The organism is Pristimantibacillus sp. Z349TD_6 (assembly GCF_056173205.1).
The window spans coordinates 3,985,480-4,006,203 of sequence record NZ_CM149662.1 but is presented as its reverse complement, the minus strand read 5'-3'; the positions used below and the strand labels follow the sequence as shown (position 1 = coordinate 4,006,203).

Here is a 20,724-nt window from a genome sequence, read left to right as displayed (position 1 = left end):
AAGAGGTGGTAGTTGGTAGTGACGATTAACGCAATGTTTTCAATGCACCGCTCCAAGCGAGTACTTGATCTAACATGCCGTTCAAATTAGTAAGATGAAGATCAGCTGGTTTGAAAACAGAACCGTTCTCAAAATCAGTGAAGAGTGACAATGCAGGATGTACACGAACGTCAGCTACAGACAATTCGCCCAAAATTCCACGTAAATGCTCAGCTGCTCGAGCACCGCCTACAGAACCGTAACTTACAATACCTGCTGCTTTATCGTTCCATGCGTCACGAGCATAATCAAGCGCATTTTTCAGTGATGCTGAAATACTGTGGTTGTATTCTTGTACGATAAATACGAATCCATCCAAGCTTGCAAGCTTCGTATTCCAAGCTGTTGCTTGCTCAGTAGCATCGCTTTCTCCCAAGAGCGGGAGCTTAAAATCCGCGATATCAACGATTTCATAATTAGCATCTCCGCGTTGATCAGCAATTTTCTTCACCCATTCACCAACTTGCGGGCTAAGACGACCTTGACGAGTACTTCCTAAAATAATACCGATATTTAATTTTGACACTGTTTTTTCCTCCTCAATAGTTGTTCTACCAAATCATTTGTCTAGAAAACCTTTTGCAGACACTGCCAAATCATGTTGTAAAGATTTAGAACAAGGACCGTCCTTAGAATAAAAAATAGTTAATGATCAGTATTTCTTAAACAAGGAAGGGTTATTCTTAACGAAAGATGAATAATAAAAATACGCCAACTTCCTTTATGTTGAGTATCTTTAATATGAGATAATAATAGCGAATATAATTTTCTTTGTCAAGTAACTATAATTAATTAAGTGCATTAATCTTTCCATTAATTGAAGCTTTTTAGACTTAAACATCCACACTTGCCATTTTATCAATTGAGTAGTAAAGTGACGACATAGTCATTGAGAGGGGGAACGAAATGCAGAATAATACGTTAGGTTCGTTAATATGGCTTCGGCTGATGCGTTTTACGAATCAGAGCAACCAGATGTCAAATGAATTTTTAAAACAATTTGATTTAACGACTGCTCAATTTGATGTACTCATGCAGATTCGTGTCTATCAGCCTCTAACCCAAATGGTTTTGGCCGAGAAAGTAACCGTAACGCAAGGCGGTATATCTCGCATGCTCGTACGACTTGAGAACGAAGGTTATATTGTGCGCAAGCAAGACTGGAAAACCAAAACGATTAGTTTAACAGAAAAGGCCGAAGCCATATTGGATATCGCAATGCCGAGCCAGCTTGCTTTTCAAACTTCATTTTTTGAAGATGTATTAAATGAGGACGAACAAAAAACACTATACTCATTGATGACTCGAATCCATAAACATAGCCAAAAAAAGAAATTGCCGTCAGAGTAATTTTTTTGCAATATCAATTGACTAGTCAAGTTAAATAGAGGAGGAACAATTATGTATACCATTCCTGGACATCATCATATTTCGATGATTACAAAAAACGCAAAAATTAATAATCATTTTTATCAAGAAGTACTAGGACTGCGCAGAGTGAAGAAGACGGTAAATCAAGACGATCCATCCATGTATCATTTATTTTACGGAGATTTAACGGGCAGTGCGGGAACGGAGCTATCCTTTTTTGAAATGACAAATGCAGGTAGAACTGTGCGTGGCACAAACGCGATAACGCAAATTGGTTTGCTCGTGCCTTCTTTAGAAAGTTTGGCCTATTGGAAAAAACGTTTTGAATTATTAAAGGTAGAGCACGGCGAAATCACAAAATATGCAGGGCGAGATGCGCTCCATTTTGAAGATACAGAAGGTTTGCGAATGGTTCTACTAAACAATAACGGTGAGAAGGTTCCTGAGAAATGGGCAGCATGGGAGGAATCAATCGCCTTGCAAGATCATCGCATTCTTGGCATGGGAACTGTCGAAATTACCGTTCGTTCTTTAGATCGTTTAGCCGCTACATTGACGAGTATGTTAGGTTATAGCGAAGTGTCACGTACGGAAAATGAAGCCATTTATCAATCTGTTGCCGGCCGTTCCTATGGAGAAATTTTGGTCAAACAAGCAGATGGCGCAATTGAGAAGCCTGGAAGAGGAAGCATTCATCATTTAGCTATCCGTGTTAAAAATGAAGAAGAGCTGCGTTATTGGGATGAGGTCGTTAAAAAACGCGGCTTCCACTCCTCAGGCATCGTGGATCGTTATTATTTTCAAAGCTTATATTTCCGAGAATCAAATGGCATTTTGTTTGAAATAGCGACGGATGGGCCTGGGTTTACGAAAGATTCATCCGTCGCAGAGCTAGGTAAAGCACTGGATTTACCGCCATTTTTAGAAGCTAGACGAGCGGATATTGAAGCAAAATTAGTACCGCTGAATTAATACGCAAAAGGGGAGAGTACGCATGGAAAAATATCGAATAGATAAAAATAAAGGATTAGAATTCGGATTGTATTCCATCGGGGATCATTTGTCTAACCCGCATACGGGTACTATGATAAGTGCTGAACATCGTATTCAAGAGCTCATCGATGCAAGCAAGCTGGCAGATGAGGCAGGAATAGATGTATTTGCTATAGGGGAAAGTCATCAAACATTTTTCACGACACAAGCCCATACCGTGATTTTAGGAGCAATCGCTCAGGCCACAAAAAACATTAAGATTGCCAGCTCAGCAACAGTGCTAAGTACATCTGATCCTGTTCGAGTATACGAAGATTTTGCAACGATCGATTTAATTTCCAAGGGACGTGCGGAAATTGTGGCAGGACGGGGCTCACGTGTCGGGGCGTATAGTTTGCTTGGCTTTGATGTTCGGGATTATGAAGAACTATTTGAAGAGAAACTAGAGCTTCTAATGAAATTAAACAATGAAGAAACGATAACATGGGAAGGTCAGTTTAGACCAGCTCTTAAGCAAGCATCGATTTTGCCGCAGCCCAAAAATGGACATATGCCCATCTGGAGAGCAGTAGGCGGACCTCCTGCAAGTGCTATTAAAGCAGGAAATGCCGGAATACCGATGATGCTGACGACGCTTGGTGGTCCTGCAAGCAACTTTAATATTTCGGTAGATGCTTATCGTGAAGCTGCACTTAGCAAAGGTTTTGATCCTGCAGTTCTACCTATAGCAACCACGAGTTTATTTTATATGGCGGAAACGACACAAGACGCTTTACGTGAGTACTATCCACATCTTAACGCTGGAATGCAAGCACTGCGTGGAGGCGGATATCCAAAACAGCAGTTTGCACAGTCGACCGATCATCGTGATGCTCTAATGGTGGGCAGTCCGCAGCAAATCATTGAAAAAATGCTTTACCAATATGAATTATATGGACATCAGCGTTTTATGGCTCAAATTGATTTTGGCGGTGTTCCGTTTGATAAAATTGCAAAAAATATAGAACTTATCGCTACTGAAATTATGCCCGCAATTAAGAAACACACCGCTAAAAACTAAATTGGAATCAAAATCAATTTCATCATTTAACTTATAAAAAGTGCCGCGACGATTTATTGCGGCACTTTTTTATGTTCCAGATCATCCGAATAACCCCGCTAAATAGCTAGTCATAACGAGCTTCCGTAGCTATTTATGTATGGATTGGAACAATTTTCTATTTATATATAGAATTATTCTATTATTCAAACTTTTCAAAATTCTGTATGCTAGGGTTAATCAAAGTTCACAAAACACATAGGAATTATATGGATTACTTGTAAAGTACGTATACCAAATGATAAAAAGTTGGTGAATGCAATAGGACAGCTATTAGAAGTTGATCGATTACAGGTGGCATTTCGGATTGATCAAGGAGAAGTGATCGCTGTAGATGATGTGAGCTTCACACTTGAACATGGGGAAACCATCGCTATTGTTGGTGAATCCGGTTGCGGAAAGAGTGTAACATCCCTTTCCATCATGGGATTGCTCGGAGCTAATGGTTCAGTTAATCAAGGAGAAATCAAGTTCAACGGCTCATCTCTAATCAACTGCTCGCAAGCTCAGCTTCGTAAGCTTCGAGGCAGCGAAATCGCGATGATTTTTCAAGAACCGATGACCTCTCTAAATCCAGTATTCTCAATCGGAGAGCAGATTGAAGAAACGATTCGTCAGCATTTGAACCTGTCTCGAAAGGAAGCGAAGCGCTTAGCCGTAGATTTGTTAAGGAAAGTAGGGATTCCTAGAGCTGAAACGATTATAAAGGAATACCCTCACGCACTTTCAGGAGGCATGAGACAACGGGTAATGATTGCAATGGCGCTGGCATGCCAGCCCAAGCTGCTCATTGCCGATGAGCCAACGACTGCACTCGATGTTACGATTCAAGCACAAATCCTTGCACTGATGAAGCAGCTGCAAGCAGAAAGCGGTGCTGCTATCCTGCTAGTTACGCATGATTTAGGAGTTGTAGCTGAAATGGCTGATACGGTGGTCGTCATGTATGCGGGGCAAGTCGTAGAATCAGCTGACGTTTTTACTCTCTTTCGAGCACCAAAGCATCCATATACACAAGGCTTAATGAAATCAACCCTCCGACTCGATCAAGTCAACAGGGAGCGGCTGCAGACAATTCCAGGTTCAGTTCCTTCTTTCCAGAAAATGCCTGCAGGATGCCGCTTTCACCCACGCTGTCCGCATAAAATCGCACGATGCCAGCAAGAGCAGCCTGATCTTACGACGAATGGACAGGGACATCATGTCCGCTGCTGGCTGATGGACCCTCCAAACGTTTCAAATGATAAACATGCACAGGCGGTTAGCTTATGAGCCTCAACACACTATTGCAAATCGAACGGTTAAAAATGTATTACCCGATTCGTAGTGGGGTATTTTCAAATCAAGTCAGCCATATCAAGGCGGTTGATGATGTGAGCCTAACGATGTATGAAGGGGAAACCGTCGGTTTAGTTGGCGAATCGGGATGCGGCAAGTCGACGATTGGACGTTCAATCATTCGACTCGAGAATCCGCAAGCTGGGCGTATTTTATTTGAAAATCAAAACATAATATATTCCTCTCAGCGACAGTTAAAGCCACTGCGGACACGAATGCAAATGATTTTTCAGGACCCTTATGCTTCCTTAAATCCAAGGCTTCGAATATACGATACGCTTGCTGAGCCATTAATTGTTCACAAGCTGGTGAAGCGCAATGAGGTGCAGTGTGAGGTTGATAACCTGCTTCAATTAGTTGGATTGCCGCGTTCGGTTGCCAATCGATATCCTCATGAATTTTCCGGGGGGCAGCGCCAGAGGATCGGAATCGCTAGAGCCATTTCATTCAAACCCAAATTGATCGTATGCGATGAGCCAGTATCAGCGCTTGATGTCTCCATCCAAGCTCAAATTTTAAATCTTTTGCAGGATTTGCAAAATGAGTTAAAGCTGACGTATTTATTTATCGCCCATGGCATTGGAGCAGTTAAACAGATCAGTACAAGAATCGCCGTCATGTACTTGGGAAAAATCGTAGAATTGGCCCCTACAGAGGAGCTATTCCACAAGCCGAAGCACCCGTATACGCAGCTTCTATTAAATGCGTATCCTCCGCCGGACCCGACGCTTCGAACAACGAAGAGTCTCATCATTCAAGGCGATGTGCCTAGTCCAGCGGAGCCTCCCACTGGTTGTCGTTTTCATACTCGTTGTCCTTATGTGCAAGAGCTGTGCCGAACAGCGGAACCGATTATTACGGAAGAGCATCACTCTGTTGCATGCCATTATCCGCTTGCATAGCACAAAGGCTAGGAAAGGAGAAGGCATCGATGGGCCATTATATCGTTCGAAGGCTGCTGATTTCCATACCGGTATTTCTTGGAATCACATTGCTTAATTTTCTCATCATGAATATGGCTCCCGGTAATCCCGTGGATATGTTAATTAATCCTAATATCCCGAAAGAGCTGCTAGAGATTAAAAAAGAGCTGCTTGGACTGAACGATCCATTGTATATACAGTATGTAAAATGGCTGGGCGGTTTTTTTAGAGGAGAACTAGGCTATTCATTTAGCAGCTTCACCCCTGTATCACAGCTGATTGGCGCCCGAATCGGACCTACCTTGCTGCTGGCTGCAGCATCGATGCTGGTTGGGATATTGATTGCCGTACCCGTAGGGGTGATCAGTGCTGTCAAACAGAATTCAAAATTGGATTATTTCATGACAGGGTTATCCTTTCTAGGCACCTCGATTCCTCCCTTTTTCCTAGGCCTTGGATTTATCTATTTGGTTGGAATTAAGCTGAAGTGGCTTCCAACGGGGGGAATGTCAACGTTAGGAGGCTCTGGCAGCTTTGGAGATATCCTCATGCATATGATTCTTCCTGTCATGGTGCTTGGTATTACGATTGCAGGTAAAAAGGTTCGGTATGTTCGCGCCAGTATGCTCGATGTACTGCATCAGGATTATCTGCGCACAGCTCGAGCGAAAGGCCTTAGTGAATTTCTGGTTACAAATAAGCATGCGCTCCGCAATGCCTTAATCCCGATCATAACGATCATCGGTGCAGAAATTCCTTTGGTATTAGGCGGCAGCATTATTATTGAGCAAGTATTTCAATGGCCGGGTATCGGGCAATTAACGATGGAAGCCATTCTCTCACGCGACTATCCGACTTTAATGGGCATTAATTTGATTGCTGCGTGCGTTATACTCTTCACGAATTTGTTCACCGACATCGTTTATTCAATGGTTGATCCACGCATTAAATACAGCTGATTGGAGGGGATTGCAAATGTCCGTTAGTGAAATGCCTTGGATGAGAAAAGATGCTTTTTCCTCAGATCAAAGCGATGAAGACGAACTGTCTATGGATGTAATGGAGAGTCAAGCCCAATTAGTGAGGCGTAAGTTTATCAAGCACAAGCTGGCGATATGGGGACTTGCAACTACCTTGCTGCTGATTAGTATCGCGCTTTTTGCTCCGTGGCTTGCACCAAGTCATCCTAATGAAATTACAGATGCGTTCTCAGCCCATCCCTCGCTTACACACTGGTTAGGCACCGATCAAGTAGGGCGGGATGTATTAAGCCGGTTGATTTTTGGAACTCGGGTATCCTTAATGATTGGTTTTTTTACAGTTGCTTTGTACGTAACCTTCGGAACATTCATTGGGCTAATCGCTGGTTACTATGGCAAATGGCTGGATATGGCACTTATGCGTTTGACTGATATTTTCTTAAGTTTTCCATACATGATGGTCGTATTGGTCATCGTGAGCGTGCTTGGTGCAAGTGCATCCACGATCATCCTTGTTCTCGCACTGTTCAAATGGCCAACGATAGCAATGCTTGTCAGGGGAAGCGTATTATCCATGAAACAAATGGATTTTGTCCGCGCCGGCGTTGCGCTTGGATACAACACCCCGCGAATACTAATAAAGCATATTTTGCCAAATGTAATGGGACCTATCATTGTGAATGCGACTTTTGGCATTGCCAGCACGATCCTAAGTGAAGCAGGACTTAGCTTTCTTGGGATGGGGGTCAAATCCCCTCAGGCGAGCCTTGGCAATATGCTGCACGATGCACAATCGCTAACGGTTTTAACTGAGCAGCAGTGGTTATGGGTACCTGCCGGCCTCGTTATTCTTATTACAGTTCTTGCGATTAACTTTGTAGGGGACGGTCTTCGTGATGCGTTTGATGCGAGGGCTTAAGTATATGAATCTGCTATTTAATTTTTTAAATAGATAAAGCAATAAAACAAAAGGAGAGAAACGAATGAAAACAAGGTTTCAAGTACCAGGATTCGTATTATTAACCATCTTAATGATTTTCCTATCGGCATGCAGTGAAACAAAGCAGGAAAAGGTAGAAGCAACAGCAGAACCAGCGAAGGAAGATGTTTCTGTTAAGGCAACAACCAACGATGCCAAAGCCAAAAAAACCTTATACATTGGTATTGTTAATGCTCCTGTTACTTTAAATCAAATCAATACGCAAGGAAGCTCGGCGTCGCTTGCCCCTATTAATTTACTTAATGATTCTTTGCTCGATGTAACGGATACCGCACAATTTATACCGAAGCTGGCGGAATCTATCGAGACGCAGGATAAGCAAACTTACCGTATCCAGCTTAAAGCGAATGCCAAATGGAACGATGGCACCCCTTTTACAACGGCAGATGTGGCTTTCACCTTAAAGCTTGCCCTTCATGCCAAAGTAGAATCATCCTTCAAGTTAGATTTTATCGAAGGCTTAAATGACATTGGGAAACTGGATGAAGGGAAAACAGAGCTATCCGGATTGAAAATTATCGATCCAACGACCTTCGAGATCAAAACAAAAACACCAATCGATCCGCTCGTATTTAATGAACGTTTCGGTGTTAAGGTGAATTTCTTGCCCGAGCATATTCTGAAAGATGCCAATCCAGAGCAGCTTTCAACGAACGAATATTTCCAAAAACCATTAGTCACCATTGGTCCCTATAAGTTTGCGAATTATGAGCAGGGCCAATTTGTTGAGGTGACGAAAAATGAAAATTACTACCTCGATGTATCTAAGATTGACACGATATTCATAAAGGTGCTTCCCGCGGCAAATCTTGTAGCACAGCTGCAGACGGGAGAAATTCAAATGAATTCTTTGCCGGTCGGGCTTGTACCGATTACGGATTATGATAAGGTGAAGGGTTTTGAGAATGTAAATGTAACCTCAGCTCCAGCCTCTGAGCCAGCAGAAATATTCTTCAATACGGAGAAGCTGACTGATAAAAAAGTGCGCCAAGCGATCGCCTATGCGTTGAACCGTCCGCTCATCGTGGAGCAGCTGCTCAAAGGGCAGGCCGAAATTATTGATGGAGGCATCCCAAGCTCGCATCCTTATTTTAATAAAAATATTGTCAATTATGATTACAATCCTGAAAAAGCAAAAGAGCTTTTAAAAGAAGCGAACTGGGATCCCAAGCGTACCATTACATTTATTATTCCAGTTGGGAATAAGGTTCGTGAGCAGGCTGCTGATATTCTCGTGCAAAACTTAGAATCTGTTGGGATTAAAGTAGACGTTCAGAAATTCGATTTCCCAACGTTAATCGATAAAGTGGAGAAGGGCGAGCATGACATTACCATATTCACAAGAGATTACTATATCGAACCGAGCCTCTATTTTACAACCTATAAAAGTGATGATCCCGAGAGTGTGATTCGATTTAAGAATCCATTAGTCGATGAGCTGATTAAAAAGGGTGAACAAGAAATTATAGAGGAAAAACGTCACGAGATTTATAACCAATTGCAAGAGGTACTGCATGATGAGGTTGCCACTTTAGCTGTTTATTCCGAGAAACGTTTGCAGGTCGTATCAAAAAACGTTCTGGTTGGTAAACCGCTTAATCTAGGTACGTTCAATAATGTAAACCAGTGGGATATAGAAACGAAATAGCAGCACACGTTTTTAAAAAAGCTGCATGTCATGAAGTTATTACTCGGTTTTACGAAATTTATTCCATTTATATATGTTTTCAAAACTTATAGGAGGTGCAAGGATAATGGCAGATTTGAATTGTCTTGTATGCAAGTCGGATATCGAGGTGGAAGAGAGTGTAACGACGGGTGAAATTTTGGAATGCGGTTCATGCGGTCAAGAACATGAAGTGCAGGTCGAATCCAATCTCGTAAGCATCGCTCTAGCTCCAGAAATAGAAGAAACTTGGGGAGAGTAGGAACCGAACATGGAGCAGAATCGTGCGATTTTATTATGTGTTACAAAGTTGCGGGAAGAAGAACAACGAATAATCGATCATCTTCGAGATTTAGGCGTACAAGTGCAGGTGAACTTGGATTCCATGGAATTACCATTAGGTGAGCCTGATGTCCATTCCTTCGGAATTGCTCTCATTCGTTGTCTCTCACAGAAAAACGCGTTGAATCGAGCCCATCTGCTTGAATTAGCCGGTCTTGAAACGTTGAATTCGGTCAAAGCAATTACTATTTGTACAAATAAAATACATCAAGCGATTGTGTTTCAAAAACATGGCATTCCCCAGCCCCAATATAAAGTAGCTTTTACACCTGAGAAGCTCTTCCAAGCTTTGCAGACATTTGGAGATTTATGTGTCATTAAGCCGGCAACCTCATCTTGGGGAAGGGGAATAGCTAGAATCACCGGTAAAGAATGCTTAGATGGCTGGATAGCTGCAAGGGAATCTGTAGACCCTGGGCATCAATCGTTCCCTGTATTAGTACAAGAATATGTGGAAAAAGGTGATTTTGATATCCGTGTTGTCATCGTAGGCAGCAAACCGATTGCTGCGTTCCGCCGAGTTTCAGCAGACAACTGGAAAACAAATACGCATTTAGGTGCAGAAATTGATCCTCTAGAAATTAATGATGAAATGGCCTCCATTTGCAAACAAATAATCGAGGTTTTGGGCGAAGGCATTTATGGTGCAGACTTGTTTTTTGATTACAAGCAGCAACGGTACGTCGTATGTGAAGTGAATCAAAACCCAGAATTCGCAAAGTCCTGGAAAATTCATGGTGTCGATGTGGCCTCCCATATTGCACAATATGTAAAAGCTGCGATTGAACGAAAAAACAAGGCCAACTTAACTGTCATATCGCGGTAAATAGGGAGGTTAAATAGGAAATGGGAGAAACGTTAACGAAACCAGAATCTGTCATCCAAAAAGAAAACTATTTTTCATTGTCATTTGTATTATCGAGAGTACTAAATTCAGGCGTCATTATGAGTATTGAAAAAAATGATCTTGAATTAAAAGGATTGGAGAAAGGGATAGCCAAGCTGACCAACAAGAAATATGTCTCCTTATTTAATAGTTACACCGGTGCGATTCACGGTGCGCTGTGGGGACAGGACTTAGGCTACCATACTTCTGCACGACTGGATCATCCGAATGAGCAGGAAAAAAAGTTTATTCATTGGTTAGGAATCACACTCATTTCAGATCCACACGTAAAGCAGGCTTATGCGACCGTTGAGGTTAATTGGAAAAATCTTCATCAGTTGGACCAGATCATTTTTAAAGCCAGCGACCGCGCTCCCGTTCTCGTTTTGGATTTTACGGGATTAGGTTTTGGACCGGTTGCTGCCATCGCTGCAAATGATGATAATATTTGGAAAAAAGCAGAGCGCTTGAAGATTTTTGGTGCCTTTGATTTACAAACGATGTGGACACAGGAAGAAAGTGAACCTGACCTGCAGCCAGCCTTGCAGTTCAACTACAGGCTTAGCCCGCTCGTAGCAGCATGTGTGAAGTTAACACTCTTAAGGAGGAACCAATCATGATGAAGTCGGATTTTATTCGCAAGCCGTTAGCGCTGCCTTCGGATGATTGGGTTCAAGCACCTTTAGCCTTTCTGGGAGGACCATCTATTATTCCAGAGGATGTAAGGAAGACGAATTTCCCAATCATTACGAAGGAAGATGTCATCCAAATGCTTATCTCCATCCAGCAGGATGGAGAGCAAGTTGTCGATGAGTTCAAAGAAACGTACCGCAATTATGTAGGGGCGAATTATGCGATTGCTACAGCAAGCGGTACATCCAGCCTGCACCTCGCATTAGTTGGGGCAGGTGTACAGCCCGGGGATGAGGTGATCGTGCCTGCATTCACATTCATTGCAACCGCTCAAGCTGTTGTTGCAGCGAAAGCGATCCCTATTTTTGTGGACATTGACCCTATAACCTATTGCTTAGATCCACTAAAAGCAGAGCAAGCCATAACGAAAAAGACAAAGGCAATCATGCCCGTGCATGTACATGGCCTGCCTGCTGATTTACCTGCATTGAGATGTCTGACTGACAAGTATTCGCTTCGCCTTGTAGAGGATGCTTCTCATGCGCATTCCGCATCAATCCATCAACAACTCGCCGGTTCGATTGGAGACAGTGCAGGGCAAAGCTTAATGGCCGATAAAAACTTTCCTGTAGGCGGGGAAGGAGGCATCGCTTTTTTCAAAGAAAAAGAGGATTATGAGCGCGCACTCGCGTTCCTTGATTCATCAGGCATTGATTACCGCATGTCGTGGATTGCAGCTGCTTTTGGTTTGAGCCAGCTTTCCCGCCTCCCTTATTATGATGCCATTCGAGCACGGAATGCAGCTTATCTAACGAAAGAGCTTTCAGAAACAAAACTGTTTAGCGGTCCATTCGTACCGGATGGGTATAAGCACAGTTATAATATGTATCGCGTTAAACTCTCACCCGAGCGACTTGGGCTTGAGGACTTGGAGGATTATCTTGTAAAAGATGCCGTTCAGCAGCTCATTAATTCTGAAGGCGTATTTGCTAGAGAGTGGCAAAATGTACCGATACCTGGGCATCTGCCATTCAAAAATCGAAAAGGCTTTGGAAATGGTTATCCGTTTACGTTATCGGACCGTCAAGATTTTGGTTACGATTTGAACCATTTCCCTGAAACATTGAAGATGCTTAGAAACAGCTTAACGATATGCAGAGAATTAAGAACGCCTATAGAATATGAGCGAATTCAAGCTTACGCCTTGGCTTTCAAAAAAATTGATGCGAACCCGCATATGATTCGTGAACTGGTAGAGCGAGGCAGCGATCTTAAAGTGCTGTATGAAAGAGACGCTAGATTAGGATGAGTACAGCAGAACAACAAAAGAAACGAGTAGCCATTTTAGGCGGCAGCGGGTTCACTGGCGCTGAGTTATACAGGCTGCTCAATAAGCATCCTCATTTTGAAGTTCAGTTTGTGTCCTCCGAATCAAAGGCGGGATACCCGGTGGATAAGTTCTATATCGGTTCTATTCATAAAAAGAAGCTCAGCTCGCTAAAGTTCAACAAAATATCCGATTTAGAAGGTCATTACGATGCGATTTTCTCCTGTTTGCCTACAGGCTCCTTGCCTAAGATTATCCAGCATGTTGCAGAGCATACAGACTATATCTTTAATCTAAGCGGGGATTATCGTATATCCGACCCCGATATATTACATCAACATTATCCAGAAACATTAAAACATGCATTTGAAGGCGGTTGGCACTACTATATTCCAGAGTTCAGCAAAATCAATCTCGAAGCAAAAGTAGTCAATCTTCCGGGCTGCATGGCGGTGGCGACGCTGTATACACTTTATCCGCTTGTAGCGCATGGCTTAATTGAAGGCCGTGTAATCACTGATGCCAAGACGGGCTCCAGCGGCGGCGGAAAATCAACAACAGAGCATCATGCGGAGCGCTCCCATAACTTCAGAGCTTATAAAGTTCATGGTCATCGTCATCAGCCCGAAGTCGTGCATGCATTATCCTATCATTTGAATCAATTGGTAGATTTGCAGTTTTCGGTCTATAGTCTTGATCTTCCCCGAGGAATTATGGCAACCTCGTATTCCTTGCTAAAGGAGCACGTAACAGATGTAGATGTAAAAAAAGCATTCTACGGCACGTATTCATCCAAAAATTTTCTTCATTATTTTAACTCGGGAAATGGTTCACCTATGATCAAAACAGTAGCAGGAACAAATTATGCAGAAATCGGTGCTTATGTGGATGGACGAAATTGTGTTTCCATCGCAACCATCGATAATTTAATTAAAGGAGCTGCAGGGCAAGCCATACAGGCAGCAAACAACTATTTTGGATACTCTGAGGAGGCGGGATTGACATTTGAATTTGAGGGAGCGTGGCCCTGATGAGCAGCGGCAGCTTATATGTAATCAAGCTCGGCAGCAGTACGATTGTAAACCATCCTCACATTTTTGAAGAAATTAGCCGTATCGTTAAGCGAGGAAATCAAGTGCTGCTTGTGGCAGGCGGTGCCGAAGCCATTAAGCAAAAATATGAATCCATTCCTCGTGCGATGCCTTTTCTTACATTGCCGTCTGGGGATGAAGTACGGTACTGTTCACCCGAAGAGATGCCGATTATCCGTGCAGCCTATCATGAGATTATTTTGCCCACTATACATACACAGCTGAAGGCATACGGTCTTTCTGTCTACTCACAGCTTGGTGGAGATCAAGGTCTTGTCTATGGCGAGAAAGCAAAACCCCTTAAAGTGATTAAGGATCAAAAAACGATCATTGTCCGTGATTCGTTGTTCGGTCATTTCGTGGGCAGTCATGTGGCATTTCTGAAATCTGCTTTACAGGCCTTTGATGTTGTATGTGTTTCTCCACCAATATTAGATCCAGAACTGGATGTGTACATAAACATCGATGCAGATGTGCTCGCTGCTCACTTAGCAGTGGACTTAGAAGCGCATCACCTGCGCTTTGTTACTGGAACTGCAGGTTTACTGGAAGATATTGAAGATAAACATTCAACGATACAAAATGTCTATACGAATGATGAATTAAGCTTTGTAAAAGGGCGCATGAAGCAAAAAGTGCGCGCAGCCCAATTAGCAATCCAGCAGGGCATCTGTGATGTAAATATAACCGGTCCTCATACCTTGGAAGCACCCGGTAAAACGTGGTTTTGGAACATGGATCGGGAGCTCGGCGCATTCGATTTATTGAATAAAGTGGCCCGCATTCCTTCGGTCTCTCAAGATGAGCATGTGCTTGCACACTACTTATTAGAGACGATTAAGCAGCCTTCGGTTTCAGCGGAAATAGACCACGCTGGGAACATCGTTTTCCGCAAAGGGAATGGCCCCCACACGCTGCTCTTATTAGGGCATATAGATACGGTTCCGCATGTTTGGCCTGTTCGATCCGACTCCAAAGGCATTACGGGCAGGGGAATCGTGGATGCTAAAGGCTGCTTTGTTAATTTCATTCATTTGCTGCAAGAAGTTGAGGTGCCAGAACAGGGATCATTACTTGTAATTGGTGCAGTCGAAGAAGAAATATCATCTTCAAAAGGTGCTCATTTCATTCGAGATCACTACAAGGCGGATGCGGTTATTATTGGGGAACCGAGCGGGGTAGAGAGCTTGACCCTCGGTTATTACGGTCTCTTTAAGCTGGAAATTACCATTCATCGCGCGCAGGAGCATACCGCTGCCAAAGATAGCCAGAGTGTTATCGACGAATTGTACAGTGTTGTATCGGACATTCGTGTTCTCGTACGTGATATCGATCCACATTCCTTATCCTCATTAATTGATATCGAGCATCACAATGAACGAGGCTTTTTGACGGTAAAAGGGACGTTAAACTTTAGAATATCACCAGCGGCAGGCAACGATTATCAGAAAAAAATTGATTTGTCATTTGGTGAAAATGTGACTGTTGACATCTTGCGTGCAACACCAGGATTTTCGAACTCTCGCACAGGCTCCTTAGTCAAAGCTTTTGTTCGCAGTTTCGCTAAGCAGGAGAAATCCATTCACTATATCAAAAAACGTGGAACGAGCGACATGAATACGCTGGCCACAACTTGGGATTCCGTCCCTATGGTAGCTTATGGTCCCGGTGATTCCAGCTTGGATCATACGAATGATGAATATTTACATTATGGTGAGGTAGAGCAGACCAGAACGATTTTAAAAGAAGCTGTAAACGAATGGTTTCGGCTGAGATTGGAGGAATAAATGGAGCTGGCAATCGATATTCAAAGGGAAGAAATTTCTATGCTGGTTAATAAGGCGAAAGAAGCGAGGAAACTGATCATTGACATGGCTGCATCACCTACAGGATGCCATATCGGCGGAAGTCTTTCTGCGATTGACTTATTGATTGGTGCGTATTCGAAATATGTGGAAGATCCAAATACGCTCATCATTCTTAGCAAAGGGCATGCTGCAGCAGCATTATATGCCGCGCTCCATGTATACGGGATGATCAAGGATAACCCAGCGGATAGCTATGGGAAAGCAGGCTCTTTGTTCACAGGTCACCCTAATCATAAACTGTCAGGCATCCCCTTCGCTACAGGCAGTTTGGGACATGGCATTCCGTACGCAGCAGGCTGGGCACTGGCACAAAAGATGAAACAAACGAATGGACTAGGGATTGTGATCGGTGGAGATGGGGAGCTGCAGGAAGGATTGTGCTGGGAAACCGCACAGATTGTCCAAGCCCAGTCGATCACTAATTTTGTATATATCGTCGATTGCAACGGAGGCCAAAACGATGGTTATGTGCATGACATATCACCGCTTCGCAATCTCCGGCAAAGATTTGAAGCGTTTGGCTTTGCTGTCAAGGAAATCAACGGCCATCATTTCGAAGAAATCCTTGCCGCAATTGAACCAGATCCAGATAGACCAGTAGCCGTCCTAGCCAATACGATAAAAGGAAAAGGTGTTGCAGCGATTGAAGGAAACCCCGAAGCGCATTATGTTAAAATCCCGGAGAAGCTCGCCCATAAATGGAAGGTGAGTTTATTATGACCAAGAAGTCAGGTAGAGATGCCTATAAAGATGAGCTGACTATGCTTGCTTCCAGCAACGAGCAAATTGTATGTATTGAAGCAGATCTAGGAGGCAAAAATCATCCTTTTGGACAGCAGCATCCCCAGCGTTTTTTTAATCTTGGCATTGCAGAACTAGCCGGTATTGATATGGCAGCCGGTATTGCTGAAGCAGGTTATGTGCCATTCTTTTCAACTTTTGCTTCCTTTGCTGCATTGCGAGCAGCGGAAAGCATTAAGCTGACAATGGGATATATGGGGAAAAACGTGAAGGTTGTAGCTGCGTATGGAGGGGTATCAGGCGGCTGGTTTGGAACGACACATCATGCCTTGGAGGACATCGCTGTCCTCCAAGCGTTTCAAAACATACGGATCGCTTGCCCTCATGGCGAGCAGGAAACACGAAGAGTGATACGTGAAGCAGCAGCATCAGAGGAGCCGTATTATATTCGACTTTCTAGAAATGATGCCTTTGACAGCCTTGATCGAGCAGAGGACGAGAGCTGCAGAAACTTAATTGTAGAAGGTGGAGCACGTACTGATCGATCCAAACTATGCTTAATTTCCGTGGGTGAACAAGCAACAGAACTTTGCAAGCAGATCGTTCAAGAGGACGACACTCTCGTACATGCGCATTTATGTTACGTCGACATTCAAAGCTTGAAACCCTATATTCAACACTTAAGCGGTTTAGCTGACCAATTTCTGGTCGTTGAGGAGCATCGAGCAACCGGCAGTACGGCGTCCTATCTAGCCTTATTATTGCCTAAGCATCAAGTTCACTCACATCATTGCGGTGAGAAATGGCCGATCTACGGCGGTACGCATGCTGAAGTTCTAGACTATTTAGGATTTGGGTTTGAACCACTGCAACAACAAATCCAGAATATTCTAGGAGGTAAGGATGGTTTTTAGCGTACTTAAACAAAGAAACTTCCGCCATTATTCCTTCGCTGATATTATTTCCGGATTCGGCGTAGGCATGAGTACGATTGGTGCGAACTGGTATCTCATGGATCAGACAAATTCGATTACCGCCATAGGGTACATGCTTTCCTTAAATGTTATTGCTGGTTTTCTCATCTCCGCATTCGTAGGCACCCTAATCGATAAATGGAATCGAAAAACGATAATCTTATGGGCCAATGGCATTCGGGCGATTGCCTTGTTAATCATAACAGGTGCTTTTGTATGGACGGGATTCCGAATTGAATATCTTTATGCCTTTGCCATTATTAACGGGATGGGCTGGACCGTGTATATGACGGCTTCTCGAAGCCTGGTTCAAGAAATCCTATCGGAGAAGGACCTCATTAATGGAAACTCCTTAATTGAAATCAGCTTGCAAGTAGGGATGTTTATGGCTGGTGCACTTTCAGGAGTGTTGTACAAATTCGTTGGTTTTGAGATCATTCTTCTTCTAAATGCGATCGCCTTTATCGTGAGCAGCTTCTTCCTTAGTCGAATTCAATATACACCTATCCCTTTTGAAAATGATAAAGAGTCCTTCTTTGCAACGTTTAAGAATGGCCTAACGTATCTGGCGGAACGTCCATTTATTTTCTTGCTTGGTATTGTATCGATTGTTCCACTCGTTTCTACGATGATATACAACGTCGTTCTACCTGGTTATGTAAGCAACACGGTGCAAGGTGATTCCGTTGTATTCGGTTTATCAGATATGTTTTATGGCATTGGGGGATTATTGTCAGGTTTTATTGCAGCACCCTTAGCTAAGAAAATATCACAACATGGAACGATACTATTATTTTTTATGATATCCGTGCTGAGCCTGCTCGCTGTAGCGTTTAACCATTTGATTCTGCTTTTGTACCTTGGCAGTGTGTTGATTGGATTAACGAACTCTTCGTTACGTATTTTGATGACAACGACGCTGATGGAATCGGTAGCCAAATCCTACATGGGTCGAGCGACTTCGGTCTGGATGGCGATTTCCTTGCTCTTGCAGACCCTGTCCGCCACAGGGCTTGGCCTTGTCATTGATCGTTTCTCTCCAGGCGCGGGCTTTATCTGTATGAGCGGCTTGATGTTCATCGGATTTATTGTGTACTTTGTGATGAATAGTAAAGCGACACAAAAAAGCAAACTGGAAGCTTGAAATTTGCATTGCTAACCACTTATTTCATAACTATTAAAGGAGGATAAAAAGATGACAGCAATTAAAACAGTTGCTTTTGTTGAACCAAGTTTCTACGGCGTTAGTTTTGCGAGAGTCGCTTTTGAACAGGGACATAAAGTTATTTCCATCGTTTCTTCCACGGAAAATCCGCAAAAGTATGGATATGAAGGGATCTACCATGATTTGATTGTCGCAGATATTCGAGATGAAGAGTCACTCTATCAAGCGATTGTTAGCTCCCCCTATGCGAATCAACTGGATGCGTTAATTCCTGCTACGGATTACGCCTCTCACGTAACTGCGAAGGTAGCAGAGCGGATTGGACTTAGAGGAGTACCATACGAAGCAGCTTTAAAGTCGCGAAACAAAGATTTGGCTAGAGAAGCTTATGCTGAACATCAAGTTCCGAGTGCAAAATTCAAAAAAGTGAGAACTTACGAAGATGCATTAGCAGCTGCGGAAGAGATCGGATTTCCTATCGTATTAAAACCGACGAATTGCGCAAGCAGTCAAAATGTTTATTTCATAACTGATGAAAATGAACTGAAGCATGCTATTGATACGATCTTAGCGTTTAAAGTAACTTATATGGACTTTAAAGTCCGCGATGAGTATTTAATTGAAGAGTACTTGGATGGTCCAGAATTTAGTGTCGAATTATTCGTTAAAGAGGGTGAACCGATTTTCTCGGCCGTTACTGAAAAATTGACCTCACCGCTTCCTTATTTTGTTGAAATTCTTCATACATTACCTACTTCAGTGCATGTAGAGCATGAGGATCACATCATTCGTACGGCTGTTGATGCTTTGAGAGCTATTGGGATAGTGAATGGACCAAGTCACGTAGAAGTGAAGCTTACAAATACGGGTCCACGAATTATCGAGGTGAACGGCAGGCCAGGAGGCGACAACATTTCATCGGATTTATTAGTGCAAGCGTTCGGTGTCGATATATTTGAAGCGACCGTTAACTATTATTTAGACAAACCGATCAATATTCAGAAACGGTTTAACCGCGCAGCTTCAATTGCTTATGTGACCGCCGATCGAGAGGGTATTTTTGATGGAATTGAAGGCTTTGCCGATTTAGAACAACATATAAATGTTATCCGAGCACAGCTAACGGCAGCTGAAGGAGATTTGGTCTCAGAAGCAAAAAGCTCGGATGATCGATTGGGATACTTCATTACAGTTGGCAACACCCCTCAAGAAGCGAAAGAACTAGCCCTTGCCCTGAAAGAAACGTTAACGGTCGTGTATCAGCAGCTAGAAACAGAGAGTGCAGCGGGGTAGACCTAAGATAAGATTTGAGTCTGAATAAGCAGGGAACAGGCTCTTTATGAGCCTGTTCCTTCCATAAATAGAATGAAGCTATAATTCCACGAATGATCATATCAAATGACAGCCTTTAAGAGACAAGCTTCAACCCTACGGCTGAACCTAATACCATTGCTATAAAAACAACCCTTTTCCAGTCTTTTGATTCTCCATATAAAAGCATTCCCAATATAGCTCCGCCTGACGCTCCAATCCCCGTCCAAATGGCGTATGTTGTTCCCATAGGCAGTGTTTTCATGGAATAAGCAAGAAATAGGAAGCTTGCTAAAAATCCGATCGTTAATAATACAACGGACTGCCAATTGCGATCCTTATGCAATTTATTAATCATCGCAACACCAAACATTTCAAACAATCCTGCAAATATAAGAGAAATCCAAGCCATTAGGATACAGCTCCTTTCTGATCTTTATCCTTCGTAACTAATTTCAAGCCCATGACTCCAGCTAATAAAAGTAAAATCAACAACATTTTGGTCCATTTAAATGGTTCTCCAAAAAATATGATTTCAGAAAAAACAGTTCCTGCCGTACCCATTCCTACAAAAACAGCATATACCGTTCCGACGGGCAGTTTTTTGCCTGCAGCGATCATTAAATAGAAGCTGATAATAATAGAAATAACAGTTCCTGTCCACGTCAAGAAGTCATCCGCGTGTTTTAAGCCAATCACCCAAAAAACCTCGAAAAAAGCGGCAATAAATACTTTAATCCAATTCGAATTCACCAAAATACACCTCCAAATTTATTGTTGCCAAAAAACATAAAAAAAAAGCCTAAGAGTAAACTGTTTAACAGTTTCTCCCAGGCTTTTATCCTTCCGTGACACAGCATCGCTGTGAGTTTTCTCTCGGACCAGACCAACAGTTATGCTGCGGAACCCTAGAAAACATTTCATTTATTCAATTACCTTGTATTATACACATATCCGAATCAATTACAATACTCATA

The 20,724-nt window shown here is 42.9% G+C and carries 21 protein-coding genes and 1 riboswitch; of the genes, 18 read left to right on the top strand and 3 right to left on the bottom strand.

Features of this window, described 5'->3' with window-relative positions:
• Positions 1-25: 25 nt before the first annotated feature.
• On the bottom strand, positions 26-565 hold the full coding sequence (locus AC0VYE_RS17350; protein WP_076265973.1) for an NADPH-dependent FMN reductase: 540 nt from the start codon (positions 563-565) through the stop codon (positions 26-28).
• Positions 566-945: 380 nt separating this feature from the next.
• Between AC0VYE_RS17350 and AC0VYE_RS17345 the strand changes: the two genes are divergently transcribed.
• The 18 genes from AC0VYE_RS17345 (at position 946) to AC0VYE_RS17260 (ending at position 19,729) form a co-directional block, all read left to right on the top strand.
• Positions 946-1,389 carry a MarR family winged helix-turn-helix transcriptional regulator gene (locus AC0VYE_RS17345; RefSeq protein ID WP_441883285.1) on the top strand — a complete coding sequence of 148 codons (444 nt, stop codon included), beginning with the start codon at positions 946-948 and terminating at the stop codon, positions 1,387-1,389.
• 51 nt (positions 1,390-1,440) lie between these two features.
• On the top strand, positions 1,441-2,382 hold the full coding sequence (locus AC0VYE_RS17340; protein ID WP_475442384.1) for a ring-cleaving dioxygenase: 942 nt from the start codon (positions 1,441-1,443) through the stop codon (positions 2,380-2,382).
• 22 nt (positions 2,383-2,404) lie between these two features.
• Positions 2,405-3,463, top strand: a complete 1,059-nt coding sequence (locus AC0VYE_RS17335; RefSeq protein ID WP_475442383.1) for an LLM class flavin-dependent oxidoreductase — start codon at positions 2,405-2,407, stop codon at positions 3,461-3,463.
• Between the two features lie 300 nt (positions 3,464-3,763).
• Positions 3,764-4,774, top strand: a complete 1,011-nt coding sequence (locus AC0VYE_RS17330; RefSeq protein ID WP_475449614.1) for an ABC transporter ATP-binding protein — start codon at positions 3,764-3,766, stop codon at positions 4,772-4,774.
• Positions 4,771-5,742: an ABC transporter ATP-binding protein gene (locus AC0VYE_RS17325; protein WP_475442382.1), complete on the top strand. Its 972-nt coding sequence runs from the start codon at positions 4,771-4,773 to the stop codon at positions 5,740-5,742. The genes AC0VYE_RS17330 and AC0VYE_RS17325 overlap by 4 nt, the downstream gene beginning before the upstream one ends.
• Before the next feature lie 29 nt (positions 5,743-5,771).
• Positions 5,772-6,722, top strand: coding sequence for an ABC transporter permease (locus tag AC0VYE_RS17320; RefSeq protein ID WP_475442381.1), 951 nt, complete (start codon positions 5,772-5,774; stop codon positions 6,720-6,722).
• A 91-nt stretch (positions 6,723-6,813) separates the two neighbouring features.
• Positions 6,814-7,662 (top strand): oligopeptide ABC transporter permease, encoded by an 849-nt coding sequence (gene opp4C / locus AC0VYE_RS17315; protein WP_475449612.1) that lies wholly within the window; start codon positions 6,814-6,816, stop codon positions 7,660-7,662.
• 64 nt (positions 7,663-7,726) lie between these two features.
• Positions 7,727-9,391: an ABC transporter substrate-binding protein gene (locus AC0VYE_RS17310; protein WP_475442380.1), complete on the top strand. Its 1,665-nt coding sequence runs from the start codon at positions 7,727-7,729 to the stop codon at positions 9,389-9,391.
• Positions 9,392-9,497: 106 nt separating this feature from the next.
• Entirely contained in the window at positions 9,498-9,671 is a 174-nt protein-coding gene (locus tag AC0VYE_RS17305) for a lysine biosynthesis protein LysW (protein ID WP_076265982.1), read from the top strand.
• 9 nt (positions 9,672-9,680) lie between these two features.
• Positions 9,681-10,577, top strand: coding sequence for a RimK family alpha-L-glutamate ligase (locus AC0VYE_RS17300; RefSeq protein ID WP_475442379.1), 897 nt, complete (start codon positions 9,681-9,683; stop codon positions 10,575-10,577).
• Positions 10,578-10,597: 20 nt separating this feature from the next.
• The gene (locus tag AC0VYE_RS17295) at positions 10,598-11,257 is read left to right on the top strand and encodes a degT/DnrJ/EryC1/StrS aminotransferase (RefSeq protein ID WP_475442378.1); all 660 of its coding nucleotides are present in this window, start codon (positions 10,598-10,600) and stop codon (positions 11,255-11,257) included.
• The gene (locus AC0VYE_RS17290) at positions 11,254-12,579 is read left to right on the top strand and encodes a DegT/DnrJ/EryC1/StrS aminotransferase family protein (RefSeq protein WP_475442377.1); all 1,326 of its coding nucleotides are present in this window, start codon (positions 11,254-11,256) and stop codon (positions 12,577-12,579) included. Before AC0VYE_RS17295 ends, AC0VYE_RS17290 begins: the two co-directional genes overlap by 4 nt.
• Positions 12,576-13,628, top strand: coding sequence for an N-acetyl-gamma-glutamyl-phosphate reductase (argC, locus tag AC0VYE_RS17285; RefSeq protein WP_475442376.1), 1,053 nt, complete (start codon positions 12,576-12,578; stop codon positions 13,626-13,628). Before AC0VYE_RS17290 ends, argC begins: the two co-directional genes overlap by 4 nt.
• The gene (locus AC0VYE_RS17280) at positions 13,628-15,475 is read left to right on the top strand and encodes a M20/M25/M40 family metallo-hydrolase (protein ID WP_475442375.1); all 1,848 of its coding nucleotides are present in this window, start codon (positions 13,628-13,630) and stop codon (positions 15,473-15,475) included. Before argC ends, AC0VYE_RS17280 begins: the two co-directional genes overlap by 1 nt.
• Positions 15,476-16,276, top strand: coding sequence for a 1-deoxy-D-xylulose-5-phosphate synthase N-terminal domain-containing protein (locus tag AC0VYE_RS17275; protein WP_076265988.1), 801 nt, complete (start codon positions 15,476-15,478; stop codon positions 16,274-16,276).
• Complete coding sequence (locus AC0VYE_RS17270; RefSeq protein WP_475442374.1) at positions 16,273-17,211, top strand: transketolase family protein; 939 nt, start codon at positions 16,273-16,275, stop codon at positions 17,209-17,211. Before AC0VYE_RS17275 ends, AC0VYE_RS17270 begins: the two co-directional genes overlap by 4 nt.
• A complete protein-coding gene (locus AC0VYE_RS17265) occupies positions 17,201-18,415 on the top strand; it encodes an MFS transporter (protein ID WP_475442373.1) in 1,215 nt (404 codons plus the stop codon). The genes AC0VYE_RS17270 and AC0VYE_RS17265 overlap by 11 nt, the downstream gene beginning before the upstream one ends.
• A gap of 51 nt (positions 18,416-18,466) precedes the next feature.
• The gene (locus tag AC0VYE_RS17260) at positions 18,467-19,729 is read left to right on the top strand and encodes an ATP-grasp domain-containing protein (RefSeq protein WP_475442372.1); all 1,263 of its coding nucleotides are present in this window, start codon (positions 18,467-18,469) and stop codon (positions 19,727-19,729) included.
• 115 nt (positions 19,730-19,844) lie between these two features.
• Here the strand turns inward: AC0VYE_RS17260 and AC0VYE_RS17255 are convergent, their stop codons facing one another.
• Both AC0VYE_RS17255 and AC0VYE_RS17250 read right to left on the bottom strand, forming a co-directional pair.
• Positions 19,845-20,159 (bottom strand): DMT family transporter, encoded by a 315-nt coding sequence (locus AC0VYE_RS17255; protein ID WP_076265992.1) that lies wholly within the window; start codon positions 20,157-20,159, stop codon positions 19,845-19,847.
• A complete protein-coding gene (locus AC0VYE_RS17250; RefSeq protein ID WP_475442371.1) occupies positions 20,159-20,500 on the bottom strand; it encodes a DMT family transporter in 342 nt (113 codons plus the stop codon). Before AC0VYE_RS17250 ends, AC0VYE_RS17255 begins: the two co-directional genes overlap by 1 nt.
• 72 nt (positions 20,501-20,572) lie before the next feature.
• A riboswitch (guanidine-I (ykkC/yxkD leader) is annotated at positions 20,573-20,670 on the bottom strand.
• Between the last annotated feature and the right edge of the window lie 54 nt (positions 20,671-20,724).

What these genes read in the sequence shown, in the direction of transcription:
- AC0VYE_RS17290 (WP_475442377.1), top strand. Translation starts at nt 11,254, where the DNA reads ATGATGAAGTCGGATTTTATTCGCAAGCCGTTAGCGCTGCCTTCGGAT.
- AC0VYE_RS17295 (WP_475442378.1), top strand. Translation starts at nt 10,598, where the DNA reads ATGGGAGAAACGTTAACGAAACCAGAATCTGTCATCCAAAAAGAAAAC.
- AC0VYE_RS17335 (WP_475442383.1), top strand. Translation starts at nt 2,405, where the DNA reads ATGGAAAAATATCGAATAGATAAAAATAAAGGATTAGAATTCGGATTG.
- AC0VYE_RS17305 (WP_076265982.1), top strand. Translation starts at nt 9,498, where the DNA reads ATGGCAGATTTGAATTGTCTTGTATGCAAGTCGGATATCGAGGTGGAA.
- opp4C (WP_475449612.1), top strand. Translation starts at nt 6,814, where the DNA reads ATGGATGTAATGGAGAGTCAAGCCCAATTAGTGAGGCGTAAGTTTATC.
- AC0VYE_RS17300 (WP_475442379.1), top strand. Translation starts at nt 9,681, where the DNA reads ATGGAGCAGAATCGTGCGATTTTATTATGTGTTACAAAGTTGCGGGAA.
- AC0VYE_RS17345 (WP_441883285.1), top strand. Translation starts at nt 946, where the DNA reads ATGCAGAATAATACGTTAGGTTCGTTAATATGGCTTCGGCTGATGCGT.
- AC0VYE_RS17325 (WP_475442382.1), top strand. Translation starts at nt 4,771, where the DNA reads ATGAGCCTCAACACACTATTGCAAATCGAACGGTTAAAAATGTATTAC.
- argC (WP_475442376.1), top strand. Translation starts at nt 12,576, where the DNA reads ATGAGTACAGCAGAACAACAAAAGAAACGAGTAGCCATTTTAGGCGGC.
- AC0VYE_RS17270 (WP_475442374.1), top strand. Translation starts at nt 16,273, where the DNA reads ATGACCAAGAAGTCAGGTAGAGATGCCTATAAAGATGAGCTGACTATG.
- AC0VYE_RS17310 (WP_475442380.1), top strand. Translation starts at nt 7,727, where the DNA reads ATGAAAACAAGGTTTCAAGTACCAGGATTCGTATTATTAACCATCTTA.
- AC0VYE_RS17275 (WP_076265988.1), top strand. Translation starts at nt 15,476, where the DNA reads ATGGAGCTGGCAATCGATATTCAAAGGGAAGAAATTTCTATGCTGGTT.
- AC0VYE_RS17255 (WP_076265992.1), bottom strand. Translation starts at nt 20,159, where the DNA reads ATGGCTTGGATTTCTCTTATATTTGCAGGATTGTTTGAAATGTTTGGT.
- AC0VYE_RS17320 (WP_475442381.1), top strand. Translation starts at nt 5,772, where the DNA reads ATGGGCCATTATATCGTTCGAAGGCTGCTGATTTCCATACCGGTATTT.
- AC0VYE_RS17340 (WP_475442384.1), top strand. Translation starts at nt 1,441, where the DNA reads ATGTATACCATTCCTGGACATCATCATATTTCGATGATTACAAAAAAC.
- AC0VYE_RS17280 (WP_475442375.1), top strand. Translation starts at nt 13,628, where the DNA reads ATGAGCAGCGGCAGCTTATATGTAATCAAGCTCGGCAGCAGTACGATT.
- AC0VYE_RS17260 (WP_475442372.1), top strand. Translation starts at nt 18,467, where the DNA reads ATGACAGCAATTAAAACAGTTGCTTTTGTTGAACCAAGTTTCTACGGC.
- AC0VYE_RS17265 (WP_475442373.1), top strand. Translation starts at nt 17,201, where the DNA reads ATGGTTTTTAGCGTACTTAAACAAAGAAACTTCCGCCATTATTCCTTC.